This is a genomic window from Paenibacillus sp. IITD108, from assembly GCF_036541265.1.
GTDB lineage: Bacteria > Bacillota > Bacilli > Paenibacillales > Paenibacillaceae > Pristimantibacillus.
The window spans coordinates 169,408-185,947 of sequence record NZ_JAZHCT010000007.1 but is presented as its reverse complement, the minus strand read 5'-3'; the positions used below and the strand labels follow the sequence as shown (position 1 = coordinate 185,947).

The 16,540-nt window shown below is 46.9% G+C and carries 11 protein-coding genes; all 11 read right to left on the bottom strand.

Annotated elements, in window-relative coordinates; translation table 11 throughout:
• Nucleotides 1-11 precede the first annotated feature (11 nt).
• A complete protein-coding gene (gene parE / locus V1L65_RS08775) occupies nt 12-1,982 on the bottom strand; it encodes a DNA topoisomerase IV subunit B (protein WP_331698745.1) in 1,971 nt (656 codons plus the stop codon).
• Nucleotides 1,983-2,157: 175 nt separating this feature from the next.
• Complete coding sequence (locus V1L65_RS08770) at nt 2,158-3,348, bottom strand: M14 family metallopeptidase (protein ID WP_331698744.1); 1,191 nt, start codon at nt 3,346-3,348, stop codon at nt 2,158-2,160.
• 59 nt (nt 3,349-3,407) lie between these two features.
• The gene (locus tag V1L65_RS08765) at nt 3,408-3,674 is read right to left on the bottom strand and encodes a YqkE family protein (RefSeq protein WP_331698743.1); all 267 of its coding nucleotides are present in this window, start codon (nt 3,672-3,674) and stop codon (nt 3,408-3,410) included.
• Between the two features lie 10 nt (nt 3,675-3,684).
• Complete coding sequence (gene purT, locus V1L65_RS08760) at nt 3,685-4,875, bottom strand: formate-dependent phosphoribosylglycinamide formyltransferase (protein WP_331698742.1); 1,191 nt, start codon at nt 4,873-4,875, stop codon at nt 3,685-3,687.
• 81 nt (nt 4,876-4,956) lie between these two features.
• A complete protein-coding gene (locus V1L65_RS08755) occupies nt 4,957-6,759 on the bottom strand; it encodes an ABC transporter ATP-binding protein (RefSeq protein WP_432500087.1) in 1,803 nt (600 codons plus the stop codon).
• 8 nt (nt 6,760-6,767) lie between these two features.
• Nucleotides 6,768-8,576 carry an ABC transporter ATP-binding protein gene (locus V1L65_RS08750; protein WP_331698740.1) on the bottom strand — a complete coding sequence of 603 codons (1,809 nt, stop codon included), beginning with the start codon at nt 8,574-8,576 and terminating at the stop codon, nt 6,768-6,770.
• A gap of 318 nt (nt 8,577-8,894) precedes the next feature.
• A complete protein-coding gene (locus tag V1L65_RS08745) occupies nt 8,895-12,566 on the bottom strand; it encodes a dynamin family protein (RefSeq protein ID WP_331698739.1) in 3,672 nt (1,223 codons plus the stop codon).
• 19 nt (nt 12,567-12,585) lie between these two features.
• Entirely contained in the window at nt 12,586-12,858 is a 273-nt protein-coding gene (locus tag V1L65_RS08740; protein WP_331698738.1) for an NAD/NADP transhydrogenase alpha subunit, read from the bottom strand.
• Nucleotides 12,859-12,982: 124 nt separating this feature from the next.
• Nucleotides 12,983-13,660, bottom strand: a complete 678-nt coding sequence (nth, locus tag V1L65_RS08735; RefSeq protein ID WP_331698737.1) for an endonuclease III — start codon at nt 13,658-13,660, stop codon at nt 12,983-12,985.
• Between the two features lie 205 nt (nt 13,661-13,865).
• On the bottom strand, nt 13,866-15,965 hold the full coding sequence (locus V1L65_RS08730; protein WP_331698736.1) for an S-layer homology domain-containing protein: 2,100 nt from the start codon (nt 15,963-15,965) through the stop codon (nt 13,866-13,868).
• A gap of 41 nt (nt 15,966-16,006) precedes the next feature.
• Nucleotides 16,007-16,531, bottom strand: a complete 525-nt coding sequence (locus V1L65_RS08725) for a GerMN domain-containing protein (protein ID WP_331698735.1) — start codon at nt 16,529-16,531, stop codon at nt 16,007-16,009.
• Between the last annotated feature and the right edge of the window lie 9 nt (nt 16,532-16,540).

The window sequence follows — 16,540 nt, the reverse complement described above, 5'->3', positions numbered from 1 at the left end:
GACAGATCCCCCTATTCTTCAAATTGTGTAAAGTCGACATTTTCGATAATCCAGCGCTTGCGGGGATCAACCTTATCTCCCATCAGCGTCGATACTCTGCGTTCTGCCTTGGCCGCATCCTCGATCTGCACCTGCAGCAGCGTTCTGGATTCAGGATTCATTGTCGTCTCCCACAATTGATCAGGGTTCATTTCCCCTAAGCCTTTGTAGCGCTGTAGCTCATAGCTCTTGCCGTATTCTTTCAAATAATTTTGCAGCTGCTCGTCCGTCCACGCATAGCGGACCGTTTCCAGCTTCCCTGATTTTTTTGTTATTTTATATAAAGGCGGCTGCGCAATATATACTTTTCCCGCGTCGATAAGCGGCTTCATATAACGGTAGAAGAAAGTGAGCAGCAGCACCTGAATATGCGCGCCGTCCGTATCGGCATCCGTCATAATAATAATTTTGCTGTAATTGCTTTCATCGGCTTCAAATTCAGAGCCGACACCCGCTCCGATCGCCCCGATAATAGCCTTGTACTCATCATTTTTCAAAATATCTGCGAGCTTTGCCTTCTCAGGGTTCATAGGCTTCCCTTTAAGCGGCAAAATCGCCTGATGCTTGGAATCGCGCCCTTGCTTGGCCGAGCCGCCAGCAGAATCTCCTTCAACAATAAACAACTCATTGCGTGAATAATCCTTGGATTGAGCAGGTGTAAGCTTCCCGCCAAGGTTGGTGCTCTCGCTCCGCTTTTTGCCGCTGCGGATTTCCTCCCGCGCCTTGCGTGCTGCTTCTCTTGCCTTCGAAGCTTGCATGGCCTTCTTCAGCATAAGCTGGGCTACCTGCGGATTTTCCTCGAGAAATTGCTGCATTTTTTCTGAAACTACCGCATCGACAGCGCTGCGCGCCGATGCGCTGCCCAGCTGATCCTTTGTTTGTCCAACAAACTCTACTTCAGACATTTTAATATTAATTACAGCCATCATGCCTTCACGCAAATCAGTGCCCTCAAGATTTTTCTCTTTTTCCTTGAGCATTGCCGCCTTGCGCGCATAATCGTTCAACACACGCGTATAGGCAGTTTTGAAGCCTGTTTCATGCGTTCCTCCGCCTCTTGTAGGAATAGAGTTAACGAAGGAAACAAGCGTTTCTGTATAGCCGTCATTATATTGGAATGCTACTTCGACCTCAATATCGTCACGTTCGCCGAAGTAATGCACCGCCTCGTGCAGCACCGACTTATTTTCGTTCAAGTATTCCACGAACTGCTTGGCGCCGCCCTCATAATGGAACACATCCTCCGCTGCACTTCGTTCATCCCTTATCGTTACTTTTAGGCCAGAATTCAAAAAGGCAATTTCTTGCAGCCGCTCAGAAAGCATATCATAGTTAAAGGATACTCCGCCTTGAAATACACGCTTGTCCGGCAAAAACGTAACTTTCGTGCCTGTACGATTTGTATTTCCTACAATTTCCAACGTTGATACCGGTTCTCCAACATGCTCCTTGCCCTGCTCATCCACCCAATATTCAAAGCGCTGGCGATGAATTTTTCCTTCCCGGAAAATTTCAACTTCAAGCCACTCGGACAAAGCATTCGTAACCGATGCGCCTACTCCGTGCAATCCGCCTGATTTTTTATATCCGCTGCCGCCAAATTTACCTCCTGCATGCAGCATCGTAAATACGACCTGAGGAGTCGGTATGCCCATTTTGTGCATGCCTGTAGGAATACCTCTGCCGTTGTCATAAACCGTAATAGAGCCGTTCTTATGTATCGTCATTTCAATTGCGGTACAATATTTGGCCAAATGCTCATCAACTGCGTTATCCACAATTTCCCATACCAAATGGTGCAAGCCTGAGCTGCTTGTGCTTCCTATATACATGCCCGGCCGCTTGCGAACCGCTGTCAATCCTTCAAGAACCTGTATATCATCAGCGCCATACTGCTGATCAGTGCCAGCAGGCTGCGTGAATAAATCCAATTGCTCTGTCATAAGTTCCCCCCGTTCAGTAATACACCTTCCGCTATTTTAATGCAACAGCCCGCATTCGTAAAGTAACTCGTCGTTTATAACGACATTTTATACGATTAACGGCTAAAGTGCTAATTTTCTTAAATAACGATGCAAGCAATAAGAGGAAGACTGCCAAGCCAGCCTCCCTCAAGCATCATTCGTATAGTGCTGCCAGCATAATGCCCAGAGCTGCTTCATAAATTTCTTCGAACTGGCTAAGCGGCAAAGGATTAACACCTTCACCCAGCTCAATCGTAAACCCGGGCCTGCGCCAATTCTGAATAAACCAATCCTTATAGCCTGCGGTGCTGTCTACATACCGAACTGCGCTATAACCGCTCACTCTGGCAAATTCATTGGCCATGGTCTCTGCTTCAGGCGGCTCCAACTGCTCGAACCCCCAATATATCACTTTTCCTTGCGTATGAAAAGCAAGCACATGAGCAAAGTCCTTGCGCCTGGTGAATTCCGCCAAGCCCTGAACCTCCGGCTCAGTAAGCGGGGCTGTTCCGGAGTAATCTCTGGGAGCCGGCTGTTGAGGGCCTTGTACCGCATCCCGCTCCCATAATGCAGGAAATTGCTTATTCAAATCTACGCCGCGAATATTAGCTTTCCAGCCGCTAAATATTTCATTGCCGTCATTTATTTGCAGTACATTGCTGCGATAAGGCTCCTCGTCTGGCGGGCCTTCTATCACTAAATCTACTCCATCGGGATTCAGCATAGGAATAACATACATCGTAGCAGCCGCATACCATTGCCTCATATTAAGCCCGCGAATGTCCGTTCCGGACGTTAAGGCCAAGGCATACTCATTAAGAAATCTGACGAGCACAGGGGTAGTTATCCACTCATTAGCATGAATCGAACCGTTCATATGAACGCGCTTTGGGCCGCTGCCAATCGACAAAGCGATAATTTCCTTGCCCATAACTGACGTCGCAGCTTGCTCCAGCTGCATGAATGGATAAAGCTCAGCGAGGCGTGCAATATCTTCATTTAGAGCTCCATAGGTATAAGGACGATTCGTATTCACTACCATTGTCGATACTGCAATTGGCAGCTGCAGCAGAAGGCCAATCGGCAAACCGTAAACGGAGACGCCCGGATTCAAATGCATAAGCTGATTATGCTTAACTCCAAATCTCTGTTCTATCGCCCATAAGGAATCACCGGCTTTAACCGTGTAGCTTTGCAGGCGATAACCGGGAATTTGCACCGTTTGCCCAATTTGCAGCGCCTTGGCATTTATTTGCCGGTTGGAATCGATAAGCAGCTGCAAGGGCAGCTCAAACAGCTGGCTATACAACCATAAAGAATCTCCGTGCTGTACATATATTTTCAAGCAGCAATCCCTCCATATGCCTATTTGCAATATCATATGGCGAAACGCTGCTTCTCGTGTTATTTATATTTACTCCAGTTCGGATCGCTATTGTCCAGCAAATATGAAAAATCATTTTCTAATTTTTTTTGCGCCTGCCGCTTGGCTTCCGCTTCCTTTTCTTTTTCCCGCTGCTTGCGCTCCTGCTCGGCTTTCTCTGTCTCCTTGGCTTGCAGCTTCAGCTTATCCAGCACATCGGCATTGAGCAAATCCTTAAGCATATTGCCGCTTGGCTGCGCATCCATTTGCTTGTTATGATTCACAGCTTTGCTTTTCTTTTTTGCCATAGCTTTTCCCTCACTTCTTGCTGTAATAATTGATGGAGAGAGCTTCAATTGCTGCTCGCGCGTTCGTTCTTGCCTCTTCAACATTAGCTGCGCTGCACAGCGCAACAGCCATTCTCCTGCCTTCGAGCGCAACCGGCTTCCCAAATATTCTTACTTGCGCAGATGGAACTGCCAACGCTTCCTGAACGCCTTCTATCGTGTAGCCTTCACTTGCGCGGTCTGCTTTGAGCGTTCTCGAAGCGCCAGGCGATACGAGCTTAATAGAAGGGATCGGCAGTCCTAATATAGCGCGGACATGCAGGGCAAATTCAGACAGCTCCTGCGTTGCCATCGTTACCATGCCGGTGTCATGCGGACGCGGCGATACCTCGCTAAACAATACCCCGTCTTGCGTTATGAACAGCTCGACCCCAAATATTCCGAAGCCGCCCAGCTCGTCGGTAATTGTTCTGGCAATATGCTCAGCCTCTTCAATTTGGTCCGCGGTCATAGGATGAGGCTGCCACGATTCAATATAATCGCCGTCCTTCTGAATATGGCCGATCGGCGCGCAGAAGCTCGTGCCGGATACAGAACGAACGGTCAATAGGGTAATTTCTGACTCGAAACGCACAAATCCTTCGACTATGATGCGCTGCTTGCGCGCCCGTCCGCCTTCAAGCGCATATTGCCAGCAGGCTGCAAGCTCCAGCTCGGAGTGGCAGACGCTCTGCCCTTTGCCTGATGAGCTCATAATCGGCTTGATTACACAAGGAAAGCCCAGTACAGCCGCAGCGGCTTGCAGCTCCTCAAAGCTGTCCGCAAAGCGGTATGGCGCCGTTGGCAATTGCAGCTGCTCGGCAGCCAGCCGGCGGATGCCTTCCCTATCCATCGTTAATTTGGCAGCTCTTGCAGTTGGAATAACGAGGAAGCCCTCTGCTTCAAGCTCAACCAATGTATCTGTAGCGATTGCTTCTATTTCCGGAACGATATAATCAGGGCGCTCTCTCATAATTACATTTCTTAGCGCCTCGCCATCAAGCATATCTATCACGTAGCTTCTATGCGCAACATGCATCGCAGGAGCATGCTTGTAGCGGTCCACCGCAATCGTCTCAATTCCCATTCGCTGTGCTTCTATCGTGACCTCTTTGCCCAGCTCGCCTGATCCAAGCAGCATTAATTTACGTGCATGAGCATGTAGTGGAGCAGAATAACCCATAAAAAATAGAACCTCCCGAAAGCTTTTTCTTTCATTGTGGAGGTTCTAAATTGAAAAATCAACTATTTCTATTTGCAGCGCTTATATAAATCGGTACTGGGCTTCGATTAGGCCATGGTAATAGCCTTTCTTTTCCATTAATTGCTCGTGGTTGCCCTGCTCTACAATTTTGCCATGATCCAAAACAATAATATCATCGGCATTGCGGATCGTAGACAGGCGATGAGCGATCATAAATGACGTTCTGCCTTTCAGCAGCGCTTTAAGCGCTTCTTGGATTTTCAGCTCCGTATCGGTATCGATGCTTGCGGTAGCTTCATCCAGAATGAGAATACGCGGATCAGCGAGCAACGCTCTGGCAAACGACAGCAGCTGGCGCTCTCCCATTGAAAGCACATTGCCCCGCTCCTCTACCTGCGTGTCATAGCCGTCAGGCAAGCTCATAATGAAATCATGCGCATGTACAGCTTTGGCGGCCTCCACGATTTCCTCGTCGGTCGCATTCAGTCTGCCATAGCGGATATTGTCCCGAATAGAGCCGCTGAATATGAACGTATCCTGCAGTACAATACCAACCTGAGAGCGCAAGCTTTCAATTGTTACATCTCGTATGTCCGTACCATCAATTAATACTCGGCCTTCTACAGGATCGTAGAAACGGCATAGCAAATTAATGATTGTACTTTTGCCAGAGCCAGTATGACCTACGAGAGCAATAGATTGGCCTGCCTTCACATCGATCGTTACAGATTTAAGCGCCTGTCTGCCTGGCTCATACTCAAAAACGATATGGTCAAACAATACATCGCCTTTAATGCTTGGCAACGGCTTCGCTTGATCCGCTTCCCCGACATTAGGCTTTTCGTCAATAAATTCAAATATTCGCTCGGAAGATGCCATTGCGATCAGCAGCTGCGAGTACATTTGCCCGAGCCTGTTGATCGGCTCCCAGAAGTTACCCATATAATTGGCGTAGCCTACTAGAAAACCGACTGTAATAGCGCTTGCTTGAACTAGAGATGTTCCATACCAGAACAAGATGCACGTGCCTACTGCTGCAGTAATTTCTATGACTGGCCCGAACAGCTGATTAAGCGCGGAAGCTTTATTCCAGGACTTTAGATTAATCGTGTTCATATGGTCAAAAAAGCCCATATTATCTTTCTCTTGCACGTAAGCTTGTGTAACCTTCATCCCTTGAATGCTTTCATTCAAGTGCGCATTGATGCGCGACTGCTTCATCCGAACATCCTGCCAGGCAAAGCGGATTCGCTTGCGCAGGGAAGTCGATACAATAAACATCAGCGGAACGGTAATCATTACTGCCAAGCCAAGCTTCACATTCAAAACTAGCAAAATAATGACGATACCTACAAGCTGTATGCAGTCCATCAGCAGGTTAACGACGCCGTTGGTAAACAAATCCTGCAGCGCATTGACATCATTGGTTACCCTTACGAGCACCGAGCCTGCTGGACGCTTATCATAAAAGTTAAACGACAGCTTCTGAATATGCTGAAACAAATGATTGCGCAAATCATAGATAACTTTTTGGCCGATAATGCTTGTATATTTGATGCGATAGCTGTTGGACACCCATTGCAGCAAATATAGCGCCAGCATTGCGCCGCCAATGATCAGCAGCAGCGTAGTATCATTTTTTCCAATCGCCTTGTCAATAGCTACTATAATAAGAAGCGGAATGGTTAAGCGAGTAATCGTGCCTAGTACCATCATTAGAATGACCGGCACAAGCTCCTTGCGGTAAGGCTTCATATAATTGAACAAGCGGGCTAATTGCGCCCAGTTAAAAGGCTTTTCGATCTGATCGTCATCCTGATAGACAAAGCGTTCGTTGCGGTTTCTCAGCTTTGACTTTGACATTGTACTCATTACACCGTACCTCTTTTCTGCTCCAAATGCACAACATTCGACTCAGCGGCAGATGCCCGAGCTTTTCGCTGCTGCAGCAGGTAATCCGCATATTGAATTTCATACGTATTGCGATATGGGCCCGGCTCGTGAATAAGATCAGCATGCTTCCCGCGCTGAACAATGTGACCGTTATCCAGCACAATGATTTCATCGGCATGACGCAAGGAGGATATGCGATGGGCAATGATAAACGTCGTGCGGCCCTTCATCAGCTCCTTGAAGCCAGCTTGAATTTCATGCTCCGTTTCCATATCGACTGCGCTTGTTGCGTCATCAAGCACCAAGATGCGCGGATCGGTCAACAGCGCTCTGGCAATTGCAATACGCTGCTTCTGTCCGCCGGACAGCCCCATTCCCCGCTCTCCAACAATCGTGTCATAGCCTAGCGGAGACTCCATAATAAAATCATGCGCTTTCGCCAGCTTGGCTGCCCGCTCAATTTGCTCCTGTGTTACGTTGCTGGCGCCATAAGCAATATTGTCGCGGATAGAGGCTGAGAACAGGAACGTTTCCTGAAACACAGTTGCAATTTGCCTGCGCAGGCTTCTTACATTCACATCTCGAATATCGATGCCGTCGAGCGTAATAGAGCCATCCTTCACATTGTAAGCGCGCATTAATAGCTGTATAATAGTTGATTTGCCTGAACCGGTTGCGCCAAGCAACCCGATTACTGACCCTGCAGGAGCATCCAGCTCAATATCGGTTACAGCATTGCTTTTATCCGGATAGTTGAAGCTGACATGATGAAAGCGAATATGTCCGTGAACTTGATCTTTATTAAGTACGATGGCATCCGGCTTATCCTTAACATGGATATGCTCATTCAGCAGTCCCAGCACCCGCTCCCCCGAAGCCTTGAATTGTGTATAGTTGTTAATGTGGAATCCCAGTCCCCACATCGGTCCGATAATGTACCAGATTAAGCTGAAAAACGCAACGAACTCGCCAAGTTTAAGCTGATTATTAATGACGAGCAAGCCGCCTGATATGAGCAAAATAACTGCGCTAAGGTTGGCGACCAACTCCATCACCGGAAAATACTTCGCCCAAATCTTAGCGGCTCCTACCTGATTTTTTTGATAAGCATCGCTTCGAGTGGAAAATTTCGTTACCTCATGGGACTCTCTCGCAAACGACTTTACTGTTCTAACGCCTGTAATATTTTCTTGTACAGCTGTTGTCAAGTTACTAAGCGCCTGTCTCATCTCCCTAAATGCGGGATGAATATGCTTTTCAAAACGCAGCGCCAAAAATCCGAGAAAAGGAATCGTAATCAACGTGATCAATGTTAACTGCCAGTTAATATAGAGCATCATTGCTCCGCCAAAAACAATCATAAGCACCATGTTCAAAATTTGTGCAAAACCAAAGCCAATGAAGTTTCTGATCGCTTCCAGATCAGCGGTCAAGCGGGACATTAAGTCTCCAGTCTTGGCCTTGTCGTAGTATTGATAGGACAAGCTTTGCAGCTTATCATACGAAGCATTGCGGAGATTATAAGCGACTTTGTTGCCTAATCTTCCGCCAAAAAAACCATGTAAAAATTGATTGATCGCTTTTGTCGCAATTACGCCGACAACGAGCAGAGCCAGCATTGGCACCAGTTCAAATTTCTTCGGCTGAATGACATCGTCAATCAAATACCGCAGCAAGTTTGGATAAATGAGGCCGAGCGCAGTAGCACACATTAAAAATAAAATCGAAGCAATTAAAAACTTACGCTCCGGCCAATAAAAGGCCTTTAATTGCCTTAGTACGTCCAACTTGATCCAACTCCCCATCTTTGGTTTTTTTGTTTGTTTTTACTTGTTTGTTATTGATATGAATGAATATTAACAGCATCGCTTAAGAGGAGCAAATTCCAAAATGTTGCGAATATGTGAACGAAACAGCTTATTACGGCGATAACAGAATATAGCGCTGGAAATACTCCTAAATCGTCTAAAAACATAGCCATCCATACGTATTGCTCGCTTTTTGAAAAATTAACATAGTTCGCAAAAAAAAGCGCTAAAAGGATTGACAATCCTTTTAGCGCATCGAGCGAATCATGATATAATTTCGGTAAAAAGTGCTATCGATTAGAGATGAATGAGCTGAACGTGCAGCGCTCTCCACTCTTCAACTTTTGAATGATTTTGCAAGGAATCGCTCATTCCTTTAATATGAGCCTGCAAATCTTTTTCAAGCTTCAGCTGCTCTTCTTTCGTTGACTGTTTCCAGCATTGCTCATAATAGCTGGTCCAGCTTAAAGTATGCTCGCTCATCCAGCCTTGCAATCCAGGAAGCAGCAGCTTTTCCAGCTCTGCGCGCAGCAGTCCCTTGCCCTCGCCCTCAAAGAAATAGCGCGGTGACTTGAATTTGCCCCACAGCCACTTCACATCAATTTCCTGGGCCTTGAAGCTGTTTAACAGCGCGGGAGCCTCCAGCCCGGCCCCTTCATATTTCGGCGCCTTATAAGCCAGTACCTGCTGTTCAAGCGATTCAGCCATATCTGCATACAGCTTGCCCTGCTGCTTGTGGAGATTGCGCTCTACCCGCAGAGAGGTAGCCTGCAATTCCTGTTCCAGCTCGCGCTTAAGCTGACGCTCAAGCTCAAGCCAGGCTGTCAGAAGCATCTTTTTCATGTCGCGGCCATCATCCTGTAAAACAGCTGGATTGAAGGAATAATTATAAAATTCGCCAAAGCGGAACTGAATCCGCTGCAGCACGTAATAGTGCAGCTCGCTTATGTCCTGCTTGAGCTGTTCGGGAGCAGACTGCTCGCCGAACAAGCTGAGGCTTTGCATGGCACCCTTTGAAGCGGCAGCCAAACGCTCCAGCTCTGCAGCACGATCTGCAGCAGCTCCGCGTGCGCTTGTCAGCCAGCCGCTAACGGTAGCTTTAATACGCTCCAGCTCCTGCTCTGCCGTTTCAATGGCAAGCGCCCCCAAGTCCTGCTGTACAAACGACAGGAAGGCTTGCTCAAACAGAGGCAGCCCTGAATTCTCCAGCAGCATGCTATCTCCAGCCAGCTTGCCATCAAGAGCCTGCAAGCTGGAAACTGGAAATAATCTTGGAAAACGGATTTCATGCTGCAGCAAATTAGCCTCAACATGCTTTAATACCCCTTCCAGCTCTTCCTTGTCTGCTGCGAGGTCTGCCGCATTTACGATAAAGAACATTTTATCCAGCTCAAATTGATCCTTCACTCTTCCCAGCTGCTGCAAAAATTGTCTGTCAGCCTGAGAGAATGCATGATTGTAATACGTGACAAATAAAACAGCATCGGCGTTTTTAATATAATTAAAGGCTACTCCTGTATGCCTTGCATTTACAGAATCGGCGCCTGGCGTATCGACAAGCACGATTCCTTCGGCTGTCAGCGGGCAATTATAGTGAAAATCAATAGACCTCACAAAACAGGAGCGCGACTCCTCTGCAACAAACCGTTCGTATTGCTCATGATCAACCTTCAGCTCCTGGCCCAAGTCATCCTTATGCTCTGCCCAGCCGTTGCGTGCTGCTCGCAAAAAGCTATAATGCGCCCTGCCGCTTGCACCTATTTTGTCAGGCGTCAGACGGTCTGCCGCAGCCAATATGCTTTCAATATTGGTGTAAGCATGCTTATTAGCCTCTTCTCCTAGCAAGGCCAATGAATAAAGCAGATCATCAAGCAGCTCTTCTTCGGACTTCATCACGATGCGAGCCGTACGGTGAGGATACTGCTTTGTAGGAGGCAGCAAGCGATTGATTGATGCAGTCGTCGGATTAGGCGAGACAGGCAATACAGGCTCTCCAATTAGCGCGTTAGCAAGCGATGACTTGCCAGCGCTGAACGCACCGAACAAAGCAATCGTAAAGCTGCTGCTTTGCAATCGGTCCGCTTTATCTCTTAATGCGGCGGCAGCCTGCTCAAGGGCTGCGTGGCCTTGCAGCAAATCGGCCGCACGCTGCAGCTTGTAGCCGGCATCACGCTGCTTGCCAAGCGCATTGCCGCTTGCAAACGCGCCAGCCGCGTCTTTCGCAGCGGCAGCAGCATCTGACGACGTCTTAGCAGCTGAAACTGCGTCGGCCAGGCTTGCCTCCTGCCGGCTGCTTGCCTGCCCGTTATCAGCAGTCGCCTTATAGGTCTGAGCCTTTGCTTCAAACCGGGCTGGCTTAGGCAGAGCAGGCTTGCTCGATCTGTCCGGCAGCATCCCTTTCAGCTCCTGCTCCCGCGCATCAGAAATCTGGTCAAGCTCTTCCAGCTTGACCACAGCAGCAGCTTGAGTGCCGAGCTGTGCCAGCTGTTCACGGACGGCAGACAGCTTGTTTTCGTTTTGAGCAGCAAATTGTACAACAATCATATCAATAAGTTCAATTGCATTTTTCCGATAAATGCTTTTAATATCTGCAGCCAGATCCTTGCAGAAAGTCATCGTGTATTCATTGCCGAATACTGCGCCAGTATGGATTCGACGCAATAGCCAATCGTCATCAGGCAGCCAAGATATAGCGGCCTGCAGCTGGCTTTCCAGCTGATCCGACTCATAACCTGCCTGCTCTGCAGCCTGCCGCAGCAATTGCTTGAGATGCCATTCAATCGCCGCGCTAATCAGACTGTGCAGCTCGCTGCGGAACTGACTCAGCCTTTTTTCCTTTTCGGCAGCCGTTTTGTTGCCCGCAAATAAAAAACCGCTCTTGAAGCCCGGTTTTTGGCTCTCTAGAAATAACTGAGCCAAGTCCCTCAGCGCTGCCGGTGTAATATTTGCATTATCAAGCAGCGACTGAAGCTGCTGGCGCAGTTCCTTGCTCATAACGTCAGGCCCGGCTTCCAAGCTGTCTTTGCTCGCTTTAATACGCTCAAGCTCCAGTTTGGCTTGCGCTGCAGCTTCAGGCCCTCCAGCCTGCTCAAGCAGCGATGCCCGCTGCTCCTCCTCCTGCTGCTCCAGCCACTTGATATGCTCTTGCATAACATGATGCAAGGACGCCTCTACGCTGTAGCTGCACAGCGTTTGACGCTGCACCTCAAGCTCCTGCAGCAGCTTCAGCAGCGCATCCCATTGATGGTATGGATGCTCTGGCTTCCGCAACGATAAATAAATAATGCCTTCCGGCTCCAAATGCCAAGCGTGAAAAGCATCCTCAACGCTTTGACAGTACGACTCAAAGCTTATTTCATTCTCTCTATGCTTATCGATTTGATTTACGACAAAATAAAGCGGCTTTCCCCAATCCTTCAGCTGTTTGGCAAAAGCAAAATTTATTTCTGACTGTACATGGTTATAATCCATAACATAGAACACTACATCTGCCAAATGAAGCGCAGATTCTGTTGCCAGCCGATGCGCATCATCCGTTGAATCGATGCCGGGGGTATCCAGCAACGTAATATGCTCGCCGAGCACTTCACTAGGGTAATGGATGGACACATGCGTAAAGGTCTCTCCATCCACGCAATATTGCTCGAGCTGATCTATCGCAACTTCAGCCTTTGTACGTTGACCGTCTTTCATCGTTTCTACTCTAGCGATTGCCTGGTCGCCGCCTTGAATAGAGACAACGTTGGCACTCGTTGGAATCGGGCTTGATGGGAGCAGCTTTGCTCCGCATATCGTATTAATCAAAGTAGATTTGCCTGCCGAAAAATGTCCGCATAAAGCAACAGTAAGCCGACCCTCGGTCAGCTTACTGCTCAGCTCTTGCACTTGCTTGGCTCGCCTTTCGTCATTACTGGCTGCCATTGCGGCGGCGGCATCGTATAACGCTTGCGCTATGCTTTGCACCGTCATGAATGTCATTCCTTTTCAATTAGTTCGATTCTTCATCCTGTGATGGCAAACAAATTTCAAATACATTGCCATGCTGCAAAATCATTACTCCGCGTTCCTTTTCCCTCATAACTACAACCTCAGGCTTAAGGCGCATTCTTTCGATGTATTGGTCCGGCACGTTGCCAGAACCGCTTACTGTTACACCTTGTACAGTAATATCTTCATTTTCTTGCGGCGGTGATTCAAGCACCTCTTCGTAAAGATCGGAAAAAACTTCAAAATTGTTTGTGTATACAGAAATACATTTCATTAAAATCATCCCTCGTTCGCTAGTTTAGGGTGCAGGGTACAGCATAGCTGCAGTCCATAAGCAGAAAAGTCATATGTAATAACTTCTACTGCAGTTGCATCTATAAAAAACAATACAACAGCTATTATGCTAGCTTACCCTTTTTTTTGGATTTAACTATTGGCTTCATACGTTGCTTTCCTTCTTTGCACAAATCAAGCAGCGGGCAAATTGCACATTGCGGACTTTGCGCCTTGCAATGATAGCGACCGAAAAAGATTAAGCGATGATGAGTAATTGTCCACTCGTCTCGCGGCACCAGCTTCATCAGCTTTTGTTCAACTACTAGCACGGAGTCCTCCGTCTTTGCAAAACCGAGACGCTTGGATACTCGCTCCACATGGGTGTCAACCGCTATTGCTGGTACACCAAAGGCATTAGACATGACGACATTGGCAGTCTTGCGGCCAACCCCAGGCAACTCGACTAAACCTTCATAAGTTTGAGGCACTTCACCATCGTATTTATCGATTAGAATACGGCATAGCTTCTGAATATTTGAGGCTTTGCTCCGAAACAAACCAATGCGTCTAATATCCTGCTCAAGCTCCTCGAGAGGAACACTTAAATAGTGTTCAGGACGTTTAAATTTCTGAAATAACGTCGCCGTTACCTTGTTAACCGTCTCATCTGTACATTGTGCGGATAACAACACAGCAATCGTCAGCTCAAACGGATTCTCATGTACGAGCTCGCAATGGGCGTCCGGAAACATAAGAGCTATTTGATCTAATACAACACGCATTTTTTGCTTAGCATTCATTGTTCTCTCTCCTCAAAAATTAGGCAGCATACGAGCAAATCTGCAACTGCAACAGATTTGCAACTGCTTAAGCGAACACTCATAAACACTATCGTTCAAAGTGTAGCGAAATTTGTCACTGTGCGCAACCCGAAAATGATAAAAAAACAAAAAAAACTGCTCATAAGAGCAGTTTTTCACAAAATATTAATTTGATCAATCCTAATTAACCATTTGAAGAAGTATTTACCGTTTGAAGCTTCTTTAATTCATCGCCTACGAATGTCGCATCAACCGTAGAACCTACCTTAATTTGATTAATTGTTTGCTTGCCGCCGGCTGCAGTAAGCAGCTCAGCATCAAGCAGCATATAATCGTTTTCTTTCGTTGTCGCATTTTTCATCGTTATTTTTTTGTTTATTATATCCACAGCTGTAACCTGGAACTGTTCCGTCACATGAACACGAATAGCGCTGGCTTCAACCTTTGTAAAATTCAGCGAAACAGTAACTTTCTCGCCTTGGCGCATATCACCAATCGATGCCGCTGGTCTGCCTTTATAGTATACAGGGGCATTGGTGTAAGGCAATACAACCTCTTCTCCGCCATCTAGGCGCATAGTAATTGTCTTTGCGTTTGTATCCCAACGAACCATTTCGCCCGTATAGCTGTTCACAAAATTCAAAGACACAATCTCATCATGCGTGTAGCTTACTGTAACGTTAACGTTTTGGTTAAGCATCTTCAAAGCGGTGTCTTTTTCCATATTATTACCAAAATAATTAAATTTTGTTCTGCCGCTGAAGTATAGAACCTTGGCTTGTTTTCCAAAGGCATCTGATACAGTAATAAATTCAGGCAGCTTTTCATTGTAATAAGCTTGATAGCCAGCTAGCGTCTCAACCTGACGATTAACAACTTTGATCGCTGTCACCTGGTCTTTTTCATTTAGACTAAGCTCAACGTTATCCTTTTCTATAAGTAAATCATCTAGCTTGGCGTTGTTCAGGCCTTCAATTGTAACGACCGTGTTTGGCGCTAAAAATTTAGTAACAAATCCAGTATCATCTTGAATTGTAACTATTTTGTTGTTAAATTCGTACAAAAGACCTTTTGCCGTCGTTACAACCGGTGCAGAGGAAGCCACAATGCTAATTGTACGAGGCTCCTCGCGGAACGTATCACTTGTAATAACAACCTGGCGATCACGCTTCAAATCAGAAATTTGCAGCGTTGTCCCTTCCTCATTCTCAATGACGATAGACGGATCGTATTTGAACTCTACCGGCTTTTCATCAACTAGCACATAAAGAAGCTTCTCTGCTTCATTATAATGTACAACAGTGCCATTTACCGGTTTAATATGCTGCACGTCGCCTTCCACTTCAACATATCTTGCTACGCCGTCCCTAGCAATAATCGTCACGTCTCCATACTCTAGCAATTGCTCTTTGCTGCTGGCAGACTCGGAATTATAATGATAGTACGCTGTAGCATCAGACAGGCTATATTCCGTTTCTTTGCCGTTAGCATACAAAGTAATCTTATCTTCCGTCAGATTTGAAATGACGCCGCTCTCTTGTCCTGTATATTCTACTCCGATATGACCTTGCGCTCTGCTGAACAAAGTAGCAAGACTTGCACGATTAATGTTTGATTTGGGGCCGAAGCGATCCTCGGACAGCCCTTTAACAAGACCTAATTGAGTTGCAGCGTTAATAAAGCCAATATATTTGCTGTCCATAGCTCCAGCATCGCTGAATCTTGATTCCGTATTTTGCAGCTGCTTGGCTACTGCCTCTTCGCCAATCGCCTTGACGATCAGCTTCGTTACCCATTCACGGCTGGCTGGACGAGAGCCCCATGCCTTGCTGCTGTCATCTTCAGCTATTTGATACTCTTCATCGCGATCAAGCAACCCTTGCTCAAAAGCAAGCTGTATGTATGGCTTATAAAAATTATCTACTACAAATGACTCTGTAAATTGAATCATCGCATGCTCATCGATTTGATTGGCAAGTCCAGCAAAACGTAGAGCCATAATGACAGCTTCCTGCTGTGTAATACTTCTCTCCGGCCTAAACGTAAAGGTGTCGTTATTTTCTTGATAACCATTAATAATGCCTTGTAATGATAGCTTAGCAATATGCTTCTCTGCCCAATGACCAGCGGCTACATCAGTAAAGGGTGTCGCTTGCTTTGCAGCAGCTTGGTTGGCATAAATCGCAACCGGGTCCGCTCCCAAAACTGCAGCGGAGCTTGAACCGATAAGTGTAACAGCAAGCGCACCGGTAATAACTTTTTTCCATGTGTAATGCAGTGGCATTCAACATATCTCCTTCAACTCTATTATATTTATCTCTATTGTCACTCTCTTGTCATAGGATAGTCAAGCCCTACGTGACCCATTAGGCTCTCTGTTTCGTTCCCATCCACCAAAATTTCAATTCCATCTACAAAATCAAGCTGAAACAACGTTTTCTTAAGCGATTCTAGCAATTGCATCTCTCCGGGCGCGCCAACTCTCGCTTCATCCGGAAGCGCAATATCAATCGTAACGATGCCATCCTTCAATTGAGTAGAATGAATCGGAATAGGCTTCCACAGCGATGCAGAGCCGTTGCCCGGATCGGCTTGCAATGAGGCTATAGCAGCTCCAAGCAATTCATGGTCATTGCTGTAAAATACTTTTTCCGTTCGTTCAGTCAGCTCCATGCTTTCGTTTTCCACCGCATAAATCGTTAGTTCCATAGATTGCTGCTCCACAACCGGAGGCTCTGGCGAAGGGGATACCGCCCCTCCGGTCCCGTTATCCTTCTGCACTGCTCCACAGCCGGAAAGCAGCAGCACTAGTGCTGCTGCTGCAATCCAAACCTTCTTACGCTTAGTCATATCCAGCAT